Source organism: Lachnoclostridium sp. Marseille-P6806, assembly GCF_900625025.1.
Lineage (GTDB): Bacteria > Bacillota > Clostridia > Lachnospirales > Lachnospiraceae > CAG-791.
The window spans coordinates 1-19921 of sequence record NZ_LR130584.1 but is presented as its reverse complement, the minus strand read 5'-3'; the positions used below and the strand labels follow the sequence as shown (position 1 = coordinate 19921).

Below are 19921 nucleotides of genomic sequence, written 5' to 3'. Positions count from 1 at the left end.
ATGTGGTTAACGAAGAAATTGCAAGCAAGACATTAAGCCTTGAAGTTAAGGCTGCTAAAGTAACAGGAAAACTTCTTTTAAATCTGTTGAAAAAACTGATAAAAGAAGCAGAGAAACTGGGAGGACTTGAAAAGCTCGTTAAAGTAAACGGAAATGAAGTCAAGCTCAAAGATATGGCGAAAAAAGGGCAACTGGAAGAAATACCGGTAGAAGAAGCGGAACTGAAAGAACTGAAAAAAGAGCTTAACAAATATGGTGTTAAGTTTTCGGTAATGAAAGATAAAGAAACAGGCAAATACTCCGTATTTTTCCAAGCCAAAGATATGAAAATGATGGAGAAAGCCTTTAAAAATGCCCTTGCAACATCAGAAAGAAAGGCTGAGAGGAAAGAGTCCATTCACAAAAATATTGAGAAGTTTAAGGAGATGGCAAAAAATACTGTTTCTAAGGATAAAGTTAAGAATAAACAAAAGGAGCAGAGCTTATGAGCAACTTAATAACATTTGAAAATATGGAATTTGGGAAACTCACTGTAATGGAAAAAGACGGTGAGTTTTTCTTTATCGGAAAAGAAGTAGCTGAAAAGCTTGGCTATTCAAACACAAGAGATGCTTTGGTAAGACATGTGGATATAGCTGATAAAGCTGATGTCGTGTTTCACGACGGCAGGCAAAGAAGAAGTATGGTATCTATCAACGAGTCAGGATTATATTCTCTGATCCTATCTTCAAAGCTACCACAGGCAAAGGAATTTAAGAAGTGGATCACCACAGAGGTATTACCGAGTATTCGTAAGAATGGAGGATATATCAAAAATCAAGAAAAAATGAGCAATGAAGAAATATTGGCAAATGCGGTACTCCTTGCCAATCACCTGATTGCTGAAAAAGAAAAAATCATAGAAGATTTAGAGCCGAAAGCCAAGTATTTTGATGAACTGGTGAATAACAATCTGCTGACCAACTTTAGAAACACAGCAAAAGAGCTTCATATCCCACAAAAGGTATTTATTCAATTCCTCTTAGAGAAGGAACTCATTTACAGAGATAAGAAAAACAGACTTCTACCCTATGCTAAGAACAATAAGGGATATTTTGAAGTAAAGGAATGGTGTAGAAACGATAATGATGCAGTGGGCATTCAAACCTTTATAACACCTAAAGGAAGACACTTTCTTTTACTCTTGATTGGAGGTGAAAAGACTCGTGATAAATAAGATATTAAAAGACATCAAAGGCTTATTCAAGGTTCAAGATAAGGCAAAGTTTGTAAAACAAAACATTCCCTATCTTGCATTTTTCTATTTAGGAAACATTTTCTCTCATCATGTAAGAAGTTATGTAGGTGGAGATATGATTGATAAGATATTTCAGGGGATATTAGAGCTTAATACAATGAGTTTTATCCCAAGCATACATCTTATTGATATACTGGTAGGAGTTGGAGTAGCAGCCTTAATTAAATTTATTGTCTATACCAAAGGAAAGAATGCCAAGAAGTTTAGGCAAGGCAGAGAGTACGGCTCGGCAAGATGGGGAAATAAAAAAGATATCGAGCCATATATGGACGAGAAGTTTCAAAGCAACATCTTGCTAACACAAACAGAACGACTGACAATGAATGGCAGACCGACAAATCCGAAGTATGCGAGAAATAAAAATGTACTTGTCATAGGAGGTAGTGGAAGTGGCAAGACGAGGTTTTATGTCAAACCGAACCTTATGCAAATGCACTCGTCATATTGCGTAACCGATCCGAAAGGAACGATAGTCCTTGAGTGTGGCAAAATGCTTGAAGATAACGGATATGAGATAAAAATTTTAAATACCATCAACTTCAAAAAGAGCATGAAATACAATCCATTTGTCTATATTCGTTCTGAGAAAGATATATTAAAACTTGTTCAGACTATCATTGCAAATACCAAAGGTGAGGGAGAAAAGGCAGGTGAGGATTTTTGGGTAAAAGCCGAAAAACTCTACTATACAGCCCTTATAGGATATATCTTCTATGAAGCACCAAGAGAAGAAAAGAACTTCGCTACTCTCCTTGATATGATAGACGCTTCAGAAGTCAGAGAAGATGATGAAACCTATATGAATCCGATAGACAGACTCTTTGAAGCATTAGAAAAGAAAGAGCCTACACATTTTGCGGTGAAACAATATAAGAAATACAAATTGGCTGCGGGAAAAACTGCGAAATCTATCCTTATAAGCTGCGGTGCAAGGCTTGCTCCATTTGACATTCAGGAACTTAGGGACTTGATGCAAGAAGATGAATTGGAACTGGATACTCTTGGTGATAGAAAGACTGCCCTCTTTGTTATTATATCCGATACCGATGATACTTTTAACTTTGTAGTGTCCATTATGTACTCGCAGTTATTTAATCTTTTATGTGATAAAGCGGATGATGTATATGGTGGCAGGCTTCCTGTCCATGTGCGATGCCTGCTTGACGAATTTGCAAATATCGGCTTAATTCCAAAGTTTGAGAAGCTGATTGCAACCATCAGAAGTAGAGAGATTTCAGCAAGTATAATACTTCAAGCACAATCTCAGCTAAAGGCAATCTACAAGGATAACGCCGATACAATTGTAGGTAATTGTGATAGTACCCTATTTTTAGGCGGAAAAGAGAAAACAACTCTAAAAGAGCTATCAGAAACGCTTGGTAAAGAAACCATAGACCTATATAATACTTCTGAAACAAGGAGCAATCAAAAGAGTTTCGGATTAAATTATCAAAAGACGGGAAAAGAGCTGATGAGTCAGGACGAAATAACAGTAATGGACGGTGGTAAATGTATCTTTCAACTTCGTGGTGTTCGCCCTTTCCTATCGGATAAATTTGATATTACAAAGCACAAGAACTATAAGCTACTTGAGGATTATGATAAAAAGAACCTGTTTGATATAGAAAGCTATATGAAAAGAAGGGGCAAGGCTAAACTAAATAAGAATACGGTTATTATGAAGTTATAGCTGTTAGATATTATTTGCATTTGGTATAATAATCAAAGAGAAATACACAAGGAGGAAACATTATTGAACGATAAAGAACTGATAGGAAAAGTTCATTCATCTATGTATCACCAATTAAAAAGAAAAGGATATGCAACAGCAGTAGATGTGCTTATGGATTTGGAAATACTTTCAAAGACCGACTATGAACTTTGGAGAAATGGAAAAGTTTTGTATTTGGAAAAAGTATGCAAGGTCAATCTTAAAAAATTGTCTACAATACTGCATGAAATGAGGGTATATGCAAAGAAAGGAAATCTAAAACCGTCGTTTTGTGTATATAAGAAATGGGCGATTAAGAAAAAGAACGGGCAAGGGAAAAAGCCGGTTATTAAACTACGGTTTAGCAAAAGTGATTCTGAAGATATTGAAAAATGGTATGCTACTCACTTTGTAGACACGAAGAAGATAGAAAAGATAAAAGAAGAAAAACAAGTAAACAGCAGTGATGATAAGCAGTAAGTCTAAAAATAGATTTGCTGCTTTTTTCATACTCAGAAAATCAGGAGGCAAGATGATAAGGATAAGAAGTCCCACTTAATGGACAGAAAAATTTAATATCGAGGTTATGAAGCGATTGAAAACTTAAACTTTCAGTCGCTTTTTTTATTTGAAATGAAAAGGAGAAATTAAAAACATGAAGCAGGAAATGATGAACATCAACGCCAACTTGGTTGCAGAGCCTACTTTCTCAAGTTTTGAAAAAGACGGAGAAACGGTAGAAGTCGTTAATTTTGCACTTGTGAAGAAGTACGGGAAAGGCAAGGAATATATCAACTGTGCAGCTTATGGAGAGAAAACGGAAGTGGCAAAAGACTTTGAAAAAGGCGATCTCATTCATATCTTTGGATATTTCAAAGAGCGTGAAAAAGACGGTAAGACTTATAAAAACTTTGTAGTAAAGTCATACAACAAAATTGAGAAGAAAGAAAATAGGGAGGAAGAATAAAATGGAATTTTTTACACAGGCGGTAGATGTATTAAAAATATTAGTTATGGCGGTAGGTGCAGGACTTGGTGCATGGGGAGTTATCAACCTGATGGAAGGGTACGGTAATGACAATCCCGGAGCAAAATCACAGGGTATAAAGCAGCTTATGGCTGGAGGAGGTATTGTCCTTATCGGCTTAAAGCTTATTCCGCTACTTGCAAATCTTTTGAAGTAAGGAGAAATCTATGTTTGGTATTTTCGATAAGATAGAAGAATTTTTCAGAGAACTTCTGCTCGGAGGTATCAAGGCAAACTTAGAGTCCATGTTTCTTGACATAAACAATCAGGTAAACAGCGTTGCAGCAGATGTAGGAAAGACACCTATGGGGTGGAACGGAGAAGTATTCAGATTTATTAAAAATATTAATGACTCCGTTATTATTCCCATAGCAGGGCTAATCATAACGGCAGTCCTTTGTATCGAGCTTATCAATATGGTCATGCAAAAGAACAATATGCACGATACGGATACCTTTGAGTTTTTCAAATACATCATCAAGATGTGGATTGCTGTATGGTTAGTATCTCATGCCTTTGAGTTTTCAATGGCGGTTTTTGATGTTGCACAAAGTATGGTAAACAAGGCGGCAGGGGTAATCAACACCTCTGCCACCGTTTCCGGAGATCAGATTGTTCAGATGGTGGATGCCCTAAAGGATAAAGGACTGGGTGAGCTTTTAATGATTCTGTTTGAAATCTCACTTGTAAAAGTTGCAATACAGGCAATATCCATCGTGATTATGCTTGTAGTTTATGGAAGAATGTTTGAAATCTATGTGTACTCATCTGTTTCAGCCATTCCTTTTGCGACGATGGGAAACAAAGAATGGGGGCAGATAGGAACAAACTACATCAAAGGACTGTTTGCTTTAGGGCTTCAGGGATTGATTCTAATGGTTTGTCTTGGAATTTATGCAGTATTGGTTAAAACGATAAACTTTACGGACATACACACGAGTATATTTATGGTACTCGGATATGCCGTATTACTGGGACTGATGATGTTAAAGAGCGGAACGCTTGCAAAAAGCGTGATGAACTCGCATTAAGGAGGAAAAGATGAAAACAGAAAATAAAGAAAGACTCTTTTTAGCTGTGGAAGTTTTACTTGCAGGATTTGCAGTAGCTTTTACTGCACTAAACAGGAGAAAACTAAGCAGACTGGAGAAAAAGATTGATACTGTCAAAAGAGACAGCAATTCCATTTTGATGTTTCAAAGTGAGAAAAATAATGAGATGGAAAGAGAAATCGAAGAAGTAAGGGACGAAGTTTCAAGCGTATATGGGCATATAGAGGAACTTTTGAGAATAAAGGAAGATGGGAGGTAGCTTATGGCGTATGTACCAATTCCAAAAGATTTAAATAAAGTTAAAACAAAAGTTGCTTTTAATCTTACCAAAAGACAGCTCATAGGATTCAGCGTTGCAGGACTTATAGGAATCCTCGTATATATCTTTACAAGGAAATTTGTACCAAATGATATAGCGGTCATACTTCTTATCGTATCAACGCTTCCTATATTTTTCGCAACTCTTTTTGAAAAAGACGGACTGCCCTTTGAAAAGTATTTTAAGCATATCTATTTGCACAAGTTTTACCAACCGATGAAGCGTGTGAGAAAGGAGGTTTACCTTGAACAGCAAAAGAAAAATTCAGCAGATAAAGTTAGAAAGAAACAAAAAGGCACTGAAAAGTCAAAAAAAGGACTTAAAGCAAAATAAGGGAAAGATTAAAAAAGATGGAAGCCTACTTGACCTTATCTTTAAGAAAGAGCAAAAACGCTATACCGTAGAAGATACCCTTCCCTATCTTAGAATGGTAAAAAGCGGTATATGCCAAACAGATGAAAGGCACTTTAATAAAAGTATCGTCTTTGAGGACATTAACTACCAGCTTGCCTTAGATGAAGATAGGGACTTGATTTTTAACCAGTTTGCAAACTTTCTAAACTCCTTTGATCCGAGTGTAAGTATCGAGCTTTCATATATCAATCAGCTTGGAAGAAATGAAGAAATGCAATCGGCAATACAAATACCGGATAAAAAGGACGGCTTTGACGATATACGATTAGAGTTTAGAGAAATGCTAAAAAGCCAGATAGTAAAGGGAAATAACGGACTGAAAAAATCAAAGTATGTAACATTTACAGTAGAGGCGGACAATATGGAACAGGCAATCTCAAAATTGGAAAGACTGGAGATAGACATCTTATCCAATCTTAAAAATATGGGAGTAAGGGCGGAAAGCCTTACCGGCGAAGAAAGGTTAAAGATTCTTCACGATATATTAAATCCAAGTAGGACATTTTACTTTTCATATAAGGACTTGCAAAGAAAAGAAAGTACAAAGACATATATTACACCTGATGAGTTTAACTTTACACCAAGCAGATATTTTAAGTTCGGTAAATTCATCGGAGCAACAAGCCATTTTCAAATCCTTGCAAGTGAGCTTTCAGACCGTATGCTTTCAGAGTTTTTAGATATTGATGATAACATCAATATCTCGTTTCATATCAGGGCGATAGAACAGAGCGAAGCCATTAAGATGGTAAAAAGGAAAAATACCGATATTGATAAGATGCGAATTGAGGAAAATAAGAAGGCGGTAAGATCGGGTTATGATATGGACATCTTACCGTCAGACTTAATCACCTATGGGGAAGATGTAAAAAGCCTGTTAAAAGACTTGCAGACAAGAGATGAGAGAATGTTTGTTGTAACCATTGTCTTTATGAATTTTGCAAGGACAATACAAAAACTTGAAAACTCTATTGCACAGATAAGCTCCATTGCCAATAAGCATAACTGTAAGATAAAAAGGCTTGACCACACACAGGAACAGGGACTTGTAAGTGTACTTCCTCTTGGAGTAAATAAGCTTGAGATTAACAGAGGACTTACTTCCTCATCTACGGCAGTCTTTATGCCCTTTACAACGGAAGAACTTTTCATCAACTCAAGCAACAGTTTGTATTACGGATTAAATGCCCTCAGTCATAACCTAATTATGGCAGACAGGAAAAGGCTCAAAAATCCGAACGGTTTGATACTTGGTACACCGGGTAGCGGTAAGTCATTTTCAGCGAAAAGAGAAATGGCTAATGCAATTATTGTAACTGATGATGATGTCATTATCTGCGATCCCGAAGGAGAGTACGGGAATCTTGTAAGACAGTTTGACGGGGAAGTCATTAAAGTCAGCAGTAAGTCAAAGGACTACCTCAATCCTCTTGATATAAATATGAACTACGGAGATGGGGACGCACCGCTTAAAGACAAGGCAAACTTCATAATGAGTATGCTTGAACTTGTAGTTGGCGGTAGCGGACTTACAGCGGAAGAAAAGTCTGTAATAGACAGGTGCTTGCCTAAGATTTATGAGAATTATTTTGACAACCCTATAAAAGAAAATATGCCGATACTTCAGGATTTATACGATATGCTTAAAAATCAGGAAGAAAAAGTCGGTAAGAAACTGGCAACTGAGATGGAGATTTATGTAACAGGCTCTCTTAATGTATTTAACCATCAGTCAAATGTGGATTTGAATAAGAAACTGCTTTGTTTTGACATCAAAGAGCTTGGAAGTCAGTTAAAGAAAATAGGCATGCTTGTGATACAGGATCAGGTGTGGAATAAGGTGTCTTTAAATAGAGGAAATAAGGCAACAAGATACTATATAGACGAGTTCCACCTGCTTTTAAAAGATGAGCAGACTGCATCATATTCCGTTGAAATATGGAAAAGATTTCGTAAATGGGGAGGTATCCCGACAGGTATCACGCAAAATGTCAAAGACTTACTCATGAGTAAGGAGATAGAAAACATCTTTGATAATACGGACTTTGTCTTAATGCTCAATCAGGCTTCGGGAGATAGAGAAATACTTGCAAGAAAACTGAAAATCTCCAAACCACAGCTTAAATATGTTACCAACTCCAATGAGGGTGAGGGACTGCTGTTCTTTGGAAATACCATAGTTCCATTTATCGACAAGTTCCCAAAAGACACCATTTTATATAAGAAGATGACAACAAAACCCGAAGAAGTGAGGTAGGCTTATGAGTAAAAAGGTGAAAAAAGATTTTGCAGAGAGGCAGAAGATAAAAGAAGAAGCAAGGCTTTTAGGTAAAGATAATACTGATATTGATGAAAGCAGCAAGCTAAAACATGGTGATGATTACAGAGGAAAAATTATCCATGACAAAGACAGGTTTCAACATAAGATACATGAAAAGATAAGCAAACGAAATTCTGAGAATGAGCTTATACAGGGAAGTTCCAAGAAAAATGCAAAGTATACTAAAAACATAGCTGATAATGAAAATATGTCTGCATTAAAAGAGAATAAGGACAAAATACAAGGCAGTCCTATTGGAGATTATGAGAATGAAAGCTTTAAGAAGTTTGATGAAAATGGCAAAGAAGATAGCATTACAAATTCAATATCAGAAAATATCGGGAGAGATAGTGAACCTGCCTTTGATAAAGGAAAAGCCAATCTTTTAAAGAAAAGGAAAATGGCTGAAAAGCTTAGAAAAGAATTAAGGACTGATGGAGTATATCCATATAATCAAAGCGAAGAAATCTACGATCCTTTAGGCAAAGACCTTGATAATGACGGTATCATCGACAGATATGACAATGACTTTAGGGACAGCGACTATTTTGAGTCAACTTATGATGTGGAAGATAATCTTCATATAAAAAAGGATATGACAGAAAAATATTCAAAAAAGCACGAGGCTCAAAAGGAAAAGTATAAGAAGAAAAACTATTCGGATAAGCTCTATACAAGAAGTAAGGAGAAGACCTCAAAAGAAGAAAATGCTAAAGATAAGGCTGAAAGCAAGAATACCGGAAAAGAAACTGCCTATGACAAAGAAAAGAAGAACAGGCTTTCCAAAGAGCAAAGAAAGGCATTGAAAAATAAGTCTGCAAAAGTATCCGCACTATCAGGACTTGCAAAAGGAAGTGAAACGGTAAGGGATTATCTTTCCCATGGCAGTGATGAAAACCAAGGAGTGGAAGCAGGAGAAAAGATTGCAGATGTAAACTCAAAACTGCTTCATGGAATAAAGAATTATGCCAATAAGAAAAAGGCTAAGAAAAGCTATAACCTCAGTCAAAAAGATTACAAGATACGAAAGCGTAAATCAAAGCTTGAGTTTCGGGAAGCCAAAGAGGAATTAAAGAAAACGGATGAGTACAAGAAAGTTGATACCTTTAAGAGATTTCAAAAGCGTAAGCAAATGAAAGATACTATAAGAAAGCAGAATAAATCAAGGTTTAGGGACAGGATTAAGGAAGGAGTTATTAACACCTTAAAGAGTTCAAAGGAAATGATTGTACGAAAAGCAAAGGGACTTATGATGATTGTCATAGGTCTTATTATTTTACTGACTTTCTTTACCAACTTTGCAGGCACATCTATGACCGGAATGATAAACTCTACAAGCGGAGTATTAACCACAACCTATCTTTCCAACCAAACTGTGCTAAATGAAATCAATCAGCAGTTTTCGGGATTGGAGGAAGGACTACAGGACGAGATAGATTCCGTAGAGGGAAATTATCCCGGCTATGATGAGTATATTGTAAATAAAGAGGGAGAAATCGGACATAACACCCATGAACTTTTATCCTATATCACTTCAAGATGTGGAGAAATTAAGGATTCAAAGGAAGTTCAAAGCATTATCAATGACCTTTTTACAAAGATGTATGATTTATCTTATCGGGAAGAAATTGAAATCAGATACAGGACAGTTACGGAAACATATACCGATGAAGATGGCAATGAGCATACCGAAAGCCATGAAGAAGCCTATGAGTATAAGAAGCTCATAGTAACGCTGAAGAAAAGAGAAATGGACAGTGTTGTAAGAGAAATCTTTGCAGAGTATCCCGATAATGTTCTTCACTATGAAGCCTTGCTTGCGTCTAAAGGAAATATGGAAACTGTCTTTGGAAGCGGAAACGGAAATTTATCGGAGATTGTAGACAATCCCGACTTTTCAAATCCGGGAATTGCCTTTGATGATGCGACAGTTAAGGCATTGTTTAACGAAGCGGAAAAGCATATCGGAAAGAGATATGTTTTTGGGGCGAACGGGCCGAATAACTTCGACTGTTCGTCCTTTGTGTGCTGGAGTTTTACTCATTCGGGTGTCAAGAATATGCCACGAACAACCGCTTGGGGGATTTACAAAACTTACTGCAATCCCGTATCTCCATCGGAAGCAAAGGCGGGAGATATTATCTTCTTTAAGAACACCTACGACAGCGGCTCCCCTATTTCTCATGTCGGCATTTACGCAGGGAACGGAATGATGATACACGCAGGAGATCCGATTCGATTTGTCAGTATCAACACACCTTACTGGAGGGAGCATTTCTACGGCTTCGGCAGAGTAAAATAAAGAAAGGACGGTAAAATGTGAAAAAAGAACTTACAGCAGTGAAAAACAAAATACAAAAGTTAAAGGACAAGAAGGCTCTGATTGATGAAGAATTGGAGCCTTTATTTATTCGTGAAGAAGAACTTGAAAATGAGGAGATTATTGCCATTTGCAGAAAAAACAATATCACGATTACAGATTTAATGGCAAAGGTTAAAAAAGAACAAACGGAAATGAAAAAGGAGAAAACAGATGAGAACAGTTATGAAAAATAAGGTATTTACAAGGTTAATGACAGCTTTATTTCTTGCGGTTATGGTCATGATAGCAGCTTACCCATCGGTAGCCTATGCACAAATTGATGAAAAAGAAGCGGCAAAGGAAACAGTAAAGGAAGAACCGAAAAAACCGGAAATTACAGTTATTAAAAAGGAAGAAGAAAAAGAAGTCCGCTATCCCAATAAGTTAAATGCCAAAGAACCTGAGAACTTAAAACAAAATAATGCGGCTTCAAACAGTGAAAAGGTAAATACAAATAAGGGAGTGGCTTCCGCTCCCTCAAAAGCAAGGGCTTCCGTTACGGAAAACAAGGATAATGCAAACAAAGATTATCCGATTCATCATAACAGTGATAAGGACAATAAAGAAACAGACAAATATTCTGCCGATGCCAGACAGTTTATTACCTTTAAGACGAAGAACGGTAAGACCTTTCACTTAATCATCAATCACGATGAACAGGGAGAAAATGTAATGCTCCTTACCGAAGTTTCCGAAGATGATTTACTAAATATGGTTGAAGCAAAGGAAAAACCGAAAGAAGTAGTTAAGGAAGAACCTGTAAAACAAGAGAAAACGGAAGAAGCAAAGTCTGAAAAAAAGGAAGAAAAAAGCAGCACCGGAACATATATCCTGCTTGCTCTTGTAACTTTGGGGGCGTTGGGAGCAGGCTATTATTTTAAGGTAGCAAAGAAGAAAGAAGATAAGGAGCTGGAATCCTTAGAGGAAGATGATGATTTCTTTTCGGAAGGGGAAGGCAATGAAGAAATGGAAAATGAAACAGAAACAGATGACAGTGAAGATGAATTAGAAGAATAATTCTTCACGAAAAACATATAATATTCATAACATAACACAGGGCGAGAGAACTACAACTTTCGCCCCATTTTACTGAAAACAAGGAGGAAAAACGATATGGAACTTGTGATAGCAGAAAAACCGAGTGTTGCCCTATCCATTGCCAAAGTGATTGGAGCAAAGAATAAAAAAGACGGATACTATGGGGGTAACGGATACAAAGTAAGCTGGTGTGTCGGGCATTTAATTCAAATGGCAAATCCCAATGCTTACGATGAAAAGTATGCAAAATGGAAGATTGATGACTTGCCGATTATTCCAAGCGAGTATCAGTACGAAGTGGCAAAGGCGACAAAAAAGCAGTTTAACACCCTTAAAAAGCTGATGAATGATAAGGAGATTGATACAGTTATCAATGCCTGTGATGCAGGACGGGAGGGAGAAGCAATCTTTAGACTTGTATATAACGAAGCTAAATGCAAAAAGAAGATGAAAAGGCTTTGGATTTCATCAATGGAAGATTCTGCAATTAAAGACGGCTTTGATAATATAAAAGACGGGAAATACTATGACAATCTCTTTGAATCGGCACAGGCAAGGATGATAGCAGACTGGCTTGTCGGAATGAATATCAGCAGGCTATACTCTTGCCTGTATAAGCAAAATTACAGTGTTGGGAGAGTTCAGACACCTACCCTTTCCATGATTGTTAAAAGAGATGACGAGATAGCAAACTTTAAGAAAGAAAAATACTATACGGTAGAACTTGAACTTGACGGTTTTACTCTTTCGACAGAACGAATTGACAGCTTGGAAGTGGCAGAACAGCTTAAAAATTTACTCGAAAACAGAATAGAAATTGCGGATGTGATTCAGAAAGAAAAAATTACTAAGCCTGATCTGCCCTTTGACCTTACAACCTTGCAAAGAGAGTGCAATAAGTATTTCGGATACAGTGCAAAACAAACTCTTGATTATGCCCAGAGCCTTTATGAGAAGAAGCTGATTACTTATCCGAGAACGGACAGCAGATGTTTAACCGAAGATATGATTACAAGTACCGTCAATAATATACTTGGCAAAAATGATTTTGATACAGAGCGTATCAAGGTAGTATTCAACTCTAAAAAAGTTACGGATCACCATGCGATTATTCCGACCGTATCATCGCTTAGTGAAGATATATCCAAGCTTCCTGAAAGTGAAGCAAAAGTATATCGACTGATTTCTAATAAGTTTCATGCAAGTGTAGGCTATCCACTCACCCAAAATACTACAAAAATTGTAGCTGAATTTGACGGTTTTGAATTTACAAGTACCGGCAATGTAATTAAAGAGGAGGGCTTTACAAAATACCTTAAAGAATACAAATCTAAGAAGAATGAAGAATCTGTTTTGCCGGAGGTAAATGTGGGAGATGTCCTTGAAATAAAGGAGAAAGAGATTAAAGAGAAATACACCAAACCTCCAAAGCATTTTACAGAGGATACACTCCTAAAGGCTATGGAGCTTGCAGGTAATGATGTACTGGAAAAAGGTGTTGAAGTGGAAAGAGAAGGACTTGGAACACCGGCAACAAGAGCAGGCATTATTGAAAATCTGATTTACAAAGAATTTATTGAACGAGATAAGAAGAATCTGATTGCAACACCGAAAGGGAAAAGCCTGATAGAGATTGTTGCAGATAACTTCAAATCAGCAGAAATGACAGCACAGTGGGAAATGGAATTGTCTGAAATAGCACAGGGCAAATCTTCCAAAAAAGAATTTTTAGAAAAGATTGAGGAACAGATAAAACATACGGTAGAGGAACACCAGAAGAATGAATAGGAAAAATGAATAGGAAATTAAATCCCCCGAAATCGGGGGAATTAGAAAAAGGAGGTAAAAATGCGAATCAATGATTTTCATAACATTTTGGAGCTTGTAAAACAGGACATTTTGCATAGTGAAGCAGAGTACCTGAAGCTCCTAAAGGTTGTCGGAAACAATCAACGATATGACTTTAGAAGTCAGCTAAGTATCTATGATAAAAATCCTGAAGCAACAGCCTGTGCCAAGTTCGACTATTGGCGTGAACGCTTTCATCGAACCGTTATGCGAGGACAAAAAGGAATTCCGATCTTAGAAGATTTCGGCATAAAAAAGAGAGTGGACTACATCTTTGATGTAAGCCAGACCGTTTCAAGAAACAGAAATGTCAATGAGGTCAATCTCTGGCGATTTGATAAAGAAGCTCATCAAGAGGTCTTAAAGGAAATGATAGCAAATGAAGGCTATGAAGAAAGTGAAAGTAACCTTGAAAATATCTTTTTTCTAAGCAGAATCTATGGCGATGAAAAGATAGACAGCTTGATGAATGAGCTTAGAATAGCTGATGAGGACAGAATATCCTTTGTCAAATTTGTAAGGGACTCCATCAGTTATGCGGTAGCTTCAAGATTTAAGTTATACTACCCTATGGATAAGGAGCTGTTAATAGAAAACTTCAAAAGACTGGACAGCATATCCCTTATGAGCCTTGGTGAAACCGTATCGGATATTAGCGGAAATATCATAGATACAACCATTCAAAAGAGCAAAAAGATAGAGCTTCAAAAAGGAGTTTTAAGAAGCAGAGAAGCAGGATATAATAAGATTAAAGAAGAAATTGAGGAAGGAGAAAACCATGTACTTCGACGAGATGATAAGGAAAGAATTAGTGAAACCGAGCGAGTTTTCAGAAATGGAGAGTACGGAGGAGATAGCAGTCAAAATCAGGGAGAATACACTAAGCAGCTTGGAGGAACAGATGGAATTCATCAAGGAATATCCGAATCCGACCTACGCAGTGATGAGGCTGGATTATCTTTCACAGAGCGAGAAGCAGAGCCGCTTCGAGATGTTAGTGGATCTATACAAGGAGAAGAAGCTGACAGAACACCTGATGGATATTCAAAAACAGGCGATAGCATTTATGAGGACAGAAAAACCGAAGCTGATGAAGTCTTGGAAGATAGAGGACGAGAACAATCCACAGTATGGGGCGATGATTTCAGCCTTGAAGGAAATGACCATCAAGGAAATCGTGGAAATCTAAAAGAAAATACTGAAGTAGAGATAAGAGAAGCTGACAAGGTTTCTTTTTCTTTGCCTGAAAATTCTTATGGACAGATAAGGCTTAGCATCCCTCTTGCTCAGAAAGATATAGACACTGTCCTTATTAACGGAGGAAATCACGATGGTGGCAGACTTCCTGTTATTGCCGAGTTTTCAAAAGGAAAAAGCAATGAAGAATTGGGAGAATATCTTAAAAACACTTTTCAAGGTGGGAATGGTTTTGAACTGGAAGAAAAGAAAATATCCGCTTGGTATTCGGATAAGGGGATTCATTTTGCTTCCGGAACATCGGCAAGAGAAGATGATACGGAGGTTTTAAGTTGGAGTGATGCTGCCAACAGAATTGCTGAACTTTTGGAAAACGGAGAGTTTGCTACCAATGTGGAGATTTCAGAAGCCTTGGATTATGAAAGGGACAGAATTTCAGAATCCCTATGGTATCTAACACACGATTTAAGCGAAGAAGGAAAAGAGCAAGGATATTTTGAACTTCTAAAAATAAGCGGCGGCTTTCCGGATGAAACAAAACGATTATCCGAGGCACTGAAAAATCCTGAATACCTTGTAGATGTTATCAAAGAGTATGGACGATTTTTAGAAGCATATAGAGAAGATAGAGATGTACTAAGGTTTCACTATCATAAGGTGGACAGCCTTTATCAGAAGCTACAGGAGCTTGAACTGTCAAGAAAAGAATACAGTACCAATCTGACCGAACTTCCGAAAGTAAAAGCATTTATTACGGAAGATGAAGTCCTTGCTACTCTTTCAAGAGGAAGCGGAATCGATAGAGGAAAAGAGCGAATTACAAAGTTTTTCAAAGAAAACCACACTTTACAGGAAAAAGCCGACTTCTTAAAAGATGAATACGGAACAGGAGGAAGAAGCCATGCGGTATCAGGTTTGACAGGTAGTGGAGAATGGCACGATGCCAAAGGAATAAAACTGGAAAAGAATGATTGTAATGATGTGTTTCTTACTTGGTCAAGCGTAGCAAAGCATATTGATGAACTGCTTTCTAAAAATCTTTATGAAGAAAAGAAAATAGAAAGTAAGGCAGAGAGAGAAGAATCAAAAGAACCACAAAAATCACAATATTATTCCAAAGATGAACCTGAAAATCTGATGACAAAGGAAATGCTTGAAAGAGTACCGGAGCTTTATGCACAAGAAGATGTGGAGTTGGCGGATAAGGAAGTTCATGCAGCATATATTATTCCTTTCCGTTCTAACTGGACTTGGTATATGACGGAGTACGATAGAGAAAGCGGTGATGCCTTTGGACTGGTACTTGGGATTGAGCCGGAATGGGGATATTTCAATCTGAATGAATTGAAAGAACTTAATGCTCAAAGACTTGTGTTGGAAGATTTTCCAAAGACTTTTCGAGAAATCAAAGATACCGAGCTTGTAAAACAGATGAGCGAGGAAGAAATAGACCGAGTATTTAACGGACAACTATCATTAAAAGATAAGCAAAAGGAACAGGAAATCTTTTATCTTAGCGATGAAATGGGAATTTCATTAGAAGAAGCCGAGCATATTATCAACGATAGGAGCAGGTTGTCAGGAGTTAGTACAGAGGATACCGAGAACAAAGGAACTTCACCGGATGAGAAAAGTCCTGTTCAACCTACCCTATTTGACTACATTCAGCAAAAAGAAGAAGTAGAACTGAATGAAAAAGAAGAAAGCCTTGCGGATAAATTTGCAGTGAAACAAGGTGATACCGTCTATTTTGACCATGAAGCATATATCGCAAGGGATATTGAAAAAAATAAAGTAAACGGAAAGCCGGAGGTATGGCTTTATCCGGCAAGAGATGGAAATAGGCAAATTGCAATCGTACCGTTTATGAATAATGAGGAGCTATTAAGAAAGATAAGCCTTGAAAGACCGAGCTTTTTAGTTGGCGATGAAGTGAAATACAAGGATAAGGACTGTACCATTACCCGCTTTGACAATATGGGAAATAACCTAAAGACCGTAACGGTTAAGGATAATACCGAGTATCTTGGCGGTATGATAACAGGCTCCGATGTGATTCCCTATCGTTTGGATAGCGACCTTGAGAGAATATTTGAAAATCTGACATACAAGAAAGCTAAAGATACAATTCAAGACATTGATGAAAAGGCAGAAAAACCTAAAATAGAAGCTCATAACTTTAAGATTACCGAAGAAATCCTCCCTGAAAAACTAAGTCCGAGCGAAAGACTTAATAACAACCTTGAAGCGATCTCTATGCTTAACCGCATTGAAAGCGGACAAAGAGAGCTTGACAGCACAGCTCAGAAAGCCTTGGCAAAATATGTCGGTTGGGGCGGATTATCCGAAGTATTTGATGAAGAAAGAGGTGGTCAATGGAAAGAAGCAAGAAGTTTCTTAAAAGAAAATCTATCGCAGGCAGAATACGAAGCTGCAAGAGAATCTACCTTAACGAGCTTTTACACACCGAAAACAGTGATTGACAGTATCTACTCTACCCTGTCAGGAATGGGCTTTAAGAGTGGTAATATCTTAGAACCGTCAATGGGCATTGGAAACTTTATCGGAAATCTTCCTAATGAAATGAAAAAGTCCAAATTTTACGGTGTAGAGCTTGACTCGGTAAGCGGTAGAATTGGAAAACTTTTATATCCTGAAAGTGATATACAGATTAAAGGATTTGAGGAAACTTCCTTTTCCAATAATTTCTTTGATGCGGTTATCGGTAATGTACCCTTTGGAGAGTACAAGGTCAATGACAGGGAGTATAACAAAAATAACTTCCTTATCCATGATTATTTCTTTGCAAAATCCATTGATAAAGTAAGAAACGGAGGTATCATCGCTTTTATCACATCTTCAGGTACGATGGATAAAAAGGATGAAAGCGTCAGACGCTACCTTGCAGCAAGGGCGGAGTTTTTAGGAGCAATCAGACTTCCGAACGATACCTTTAAGGGTGTTGCCGGAACGGAAGTAACCTCAGATATTATCTTCCTAAAGAAAAGGGACAGTATAAGAGAAAGAGATGAGGATTGGATACATCTATCTGAAGATGAAAAGGGACTGACCTACAACAAATATTTTGTGGATCACCCTGAAATGGTGCTTGGCACTATGGAAGAAGTGTCAGGCAGATTTGGAAACACCCTTGCTTGCCTGCCAAGAGAAAATGCCGAATTAAAAGAGAGCCTTAAAAGGGCAAGCGAAGAAATATCCAAAGGTGCAAGCTATGAAGAAATCGAGCTTTTAGAGGATGAGATCAGTACCATACCTGCAACGGATGATGTCAAGAACTTCTCATATACCGTTATTGATGACGAAGTGTATTACAGAGAAAATTCCCTATTTGTAAAGAAAGAGGTAACGGAGAAGAACAAGGAAAAGATTAAGGATTATCTTGAACTGAACGAAGCCTTAAAAGATGTAATATACAAGCAAAAAGAGGATTTTTCAGATGATGAAGTAAAGAAAGCTCAGGAGAAGTTAAATGAAGTCTATGACAGCTTTTCTAAAAAGCATGGATATGTCAATAACCTAAGTAATACCAGAGCCTTAAAAGAGGATAGTAACTTCCCTCTTGTTTCTTCCATAGAAATTCTTGACGAAGAAGAAAACTTCAAGGAAAAGGGGGATATATTCTCCAAGAGGACAATCACAAAGGCAAAGACCATTGACTATGTGGACACTTCCCTTGAAGCACTGGTATTATCCGTATCCGAAAAAGGATATGTGGATTTTGAGTATATGAAAAGCCTGACAGGAAAAGATAGACCTACTCTAATAGAAGAATTAAGGGGAGAGATTTATCTAAGTATCAGGGAAGAACAGAACTTTTACAGACCGCTGTCCTTTAACTTGGAAGATGGAGATTTACCTTTCGCCTGTGCAAACGGCAGCAATTCATATAAATATGGCTATGTAACAAAAGATGAATATTTATCAGGAAATATCAGGGATAAAATCGCCATTGTTGACAGTTATCTTTCAAAGCTAAGACAGACCGAAAGAGAACTTCCTCATCTGGGGTATGCGGAAGATGGCAAAGAAAAAGAGCTAATAAGCTATGAGATGAACCGCTTGGAATATCAAAAAGCAGAACTTACCAAAGTATTACCAAAGGAGCTTGAAGCAAGTGAAATCAGCGTTCGTCTTGGTGCAACATGGATACCGATTAAGGATATAGAAAAGTTTATCTTTGAAACACTGAAAACTCCGGGATGGGCAAGATGGGATATTAAAGTTAAATTCTCCAATCTTACAAGCGAATGGAATATTGAAGGAAAGAGCAGAGATAAGGGTAACGATCTTGCAGAAATGACCTACGGAACATCAAGGGTAAACGGATATAAGCTGATTGAAGATGCTTTAAATCTTAAAGAAACAAAGGTATTTGACCAGATTGAAAATCCGGACGGCTCAAAAAGTTCTGTACTAAATAAGAAAGAAACCCTGCTTGCAGGACAGAAACAGGAGCTTCTAAAAGAAGAATTTAAGAACTGGATATTTAGTGATCAGGAAAGAAGAAGCAGACTTGTAAAGCTCTACAATGAGCGTTTTAACTCTATCCGAAATCGTGAATATGACGGAAGTAACCTCTCTTTTGAGGGAATGAATACGGAAATCAAACTCAGACCTCATCAAAGAAACGCCATTGCAAGAAGCCTTTACGGAGGGAATACCTTACTTGCTCATGTGGTAGGAAGTGGAAAGACCTTTGAGATGGTCGCTTCCGCAATGGAAAGTAAAAGGCTTGGAATGTGCAGTAAATCTCTCTTTGTCGTTCCGAATCACCTAACAGGACAGATTGGCAGAGAGTTTATGCAGTTATACCCGTCAGCCAATATTATGGTGGCGGATAAGAAAGACTTTGAGCCAAGAAACAGAAAGAGATTTATCGGTAAGATTGCTACCGGCGAATATGATGCGGTTGTGATCGGGCATACGCAGTTTGAAAAAATCCCGATGTCAAAAGAATACCAAGAGAAGCATATTCAGGATCAGATTGATGAAATTTTGAATTATATTGAGGAATACAAGCACGACAGAAACCAAAATTTTACGGTTAAGCAACTTGAAAAGACTAAGAAAAAACTTGAAACAAGGCTTGAGAAACTAAACGATGATTTTAAGAAAGACGATGTCATTACTTTCGAGGAACTGGGTGTAGATAAGCTCTTTGTGGACGAAGCACATGGATTTAAGAATTGTGCGAAACGTTGTGCATAAGTTATCGTTGACAGCGATAGCGAACAGCACCATGTGAATGCACTTAGTAATAAGAAAAGTTCACAGAGAACTTGAATCTCAAATCAGGGGTGAAAGCCCCCTGCCAT

Annotated in this window: 15 protein-coding genes; all 15 read left to right on the top strand. The window is 37.5% G+C overall.

Features of this window, described 5'->3' with window-relative positions; genetic code table 11:
• Positions 1-2 precede the first annotated feature (2 nt).
• Positions 3-488 (top strand): PcfB family protein, encoded by a 486-nt coding sequence (locus tag E0E20_RS11225; RefSeq protein WP_004804166.1) that lies wholly within the window; start codon positions 3-5, stop codon positions 486-488.
• Entirely contained in the window at positions 485-1216 is a 732-nt protein-coding gene (locus E0E20_RS11220) for a phage antirepressor Ant (protein ID WP_004804163.1), read from the top strand. Before E0E20_RS11225 ends, E0E20_RS11220 begins: the two co-directional genes overlap by 4 nt.
• A complete protein-coding gene (locus E0E20_RS11215) occupies positions 1206-2987 on the top strand; it encodes a VirD4-like conjugal transfer protein, CD1115 family (RefSeq protein ID WP_130838286.1) in 1782 nt (593 codons plus the stop codon). The genes E0E20_RS11220 and E0E20_RS11215 overlap by 11 nt, the downstream gene beginning before the upstream one ends.
• A gap of 63 nt (positions 2988-3050) precedes the next feature.
• A complete protein-coding gene (locus E0E20_RS11210; protein ID WP_004804425.1) occupies positions 3051-3488 on the top strand; it encodes a hypothetical protein in 438 nt (145 codons plus the stop codon).
• A gap of 175 nt (positions 3489-3663) precedes the next feature.
• Positions 3664-3975 carry a single-stranded DNA-binding protein gene (locus tag E0E20_RS11205; protein WP_009530137.1) on the top strand — a complete coding sequence of 104 codons (312 nt, stop codon included), beginning with the start codon at positions 3664-3666 and terminating at the stop codon, positions 3973-3975.
• 1 nt (position 3976) lies between these two features.
• A complete protein-coding gene (locus E0E20_RS11200; RefSeq protein ID WP_006268811.1) occupies positions 3977-4192 on the top strand; it encodes a Maff2 family mobile element protein in 216 nt (71 codons plus the stop codon).
• 10 nt (positions 4193-4202) lie between these two features.
• On the top strand, positions 4203-5066 hold the full coding sequence (locus E0E20_RS11195) for a VirB6/TrbL-like conjugal transfer protein, CD1112 family (RefSeq protein WP_009530123.1): 864 nt from the start codon (positions 4203-4205) through the stop codon (positions 5064-5066).
• Positions 5067-5076: 10 nt separating this feature from the next.
• The gene (locus E0E20_RS11190) at positions 5077-5346 is read left to right on the top strand and encodes a hypothetical protein (protein WP_130838285.1); all 270 of its coding nucleotides are present in this window, start codon (positions 5077-5079) and stop codon (positions 5344-5346) included.
• Positions 5347-5349: 3 nt separating this feature from the next.
• The gene (locus E0E20_RS11185) at positions 5350-5739 is read left to right on the top strand and encodes a PrgI family protein (RefSeq protein ID WP_130838284.1); all 390 of its coding nucleotides are present in this window, start codon (positions 5350-5352) and stop codon (positions 5737-5739) included.
• A complete protein-coding gene (locus E0E20_RS11180; RefSeq protein ID WP_130838283.1) occupies positions 5651-8077 on the top strand; it encodes a VirB4-like conjugal transfer ATPase, CD1110 family in 2427 nt (808 codons plus the stop codon). Before E0E20_RS11185 ends, E0E20_RS11180 begins: the two co-directional genes overlap by 89 nt.
• Before the next feature lie 4 nt (positions 8078-8081).
• The gene (locus E0E20_RS11175; protein ID WP_130838282.1) at positions 8082-10442 is read left to right on the top strand and encodes a C40 family peptidase; all 2361 of its coding nucleotides are present in this window, start codon (positions 8082-8084) and stop codon (positions 10440-10442) included.
• 17 nt (positions 10443-10459) lie between these two features.
• A complete protein-coding gene (locus tag E0E20_RS11170) occupies positions 10460-10696 on the top strand; it encodes a conjugal transfer protein (protein WP_072520299.1) in 237 nt (78 codons plus the stop codon).
• On the top strand, positions 10674-11519 hold the full coding sequence (locus tag E0E20_RS11165) for a CD1107 family mobile element protein (protein WP_072520300.1): 846 nt from the start codon (positions 10674-10676) through the stop codon (positions 11517-11519). Before E0E20_RS11170 ends, E0E20_RS11165 begins: the two co-directional genes overlap by 23 nt.
• Positions 11520-11615: 96 nt before the next feature.
• Positions 11616-13328 carry a DNA topoisomerase 3 gene (locus E0E20_RS11160; protein WP_130838281.1) on the top strand — a complete coding sequence of 571 codons (1713 nt, stop codon included), beginning with the start codon at positions 11616-11618 and terminating at the stop codon, positions 13326-13328.
• Positions 13329-13388: 60 nt separating this feature from the next.
• Positions 13389-19814, top strand: a complete 6426-nt coding sequence (locus E0E20_RS11155; RefSeq protein WP_442911487.1) for an Eco57I restriction-modification methylase domain-containing protein — start codon at positions 13389-13391, stop codon at positions 19812-19814.
• The last annotated feature ends 107 nt before the right edge of the window (positions 19815-19921 follow it).

Excerpts from the sequence above, each read along its gene's own strand:
- E0E20_RS11220 (WP_004804163.1), top strand. The coding sequence starts at position 485 with ATGAGCAACTTAATAACATTTGAAAATATGGAATTTGGGAAACTCACT.
- E0E20_RS11205 (WP_009530137.1), top strand. The coding sequence starts at position 3,664 with ATGAAGCAGGAAATGATGAACATCAACGCCAACTTGGTTGCAGAGCCT.
- E0E20_RS11200 (WP_006268811.1), top strand. The coding sequence starts at position 3,977 with ATGGAATTTTTTACACAGGCGGTAGATGTATTAAAAATATTAGTTATG.
- E0E20_RS11195 (WP_009530123.1), top strand. The coding sequence starts at position 4,203 with ATGTTTGGTATTTTCGATAAGATAGAAGAATTTTTCAGAGAACTTCTG.
- E0E20_RS11190 (WP_130838285.1), top strand. The coding sequence starts at position 5,077 with ATGAAAACAGAAAATAAAGAAAGACTCTTTTTAGCTGTGGAAGTTTTA.
- E0E20_RS11185 (WP_130838284.1), top strand. The coding sequence starts at position 5,350 with ATGGCGTATGTACCAATTCCAAAAGATTTAAATAAAGTTAAAACAAAA.
- E0E20_RS11175 (WP_130838282.1), top strand. The coding sequence starts at position 8,082 with ATGAGTAAAAAGGTGAAAAAAGATTTTGCAGAGAGGCAGAAGATAAAA.
- E0E20_RS11165 (WP_072520300.1), top strand. The coding sequence starts at position 10,674 with ATGAGAACAGTTATGAAAAATAAGGTATTTACAAGGTTAATGACAGCT.
- E0E20_RS11160 (WP_130838281.1), top strand. The coding sequence starts at position 11,616 with ATGGAACTTGTGATAGCAGAAAAACCGAGTGTTGCCCTATCCATTGCC.
- E0E20_RS11155 (WP_442911487.1), top strand. The coding sequence starts at position 13,389 with ATGCGAATCAATGATTTTCATAACATTTTGGAGCTTGTAAAACAGGAC.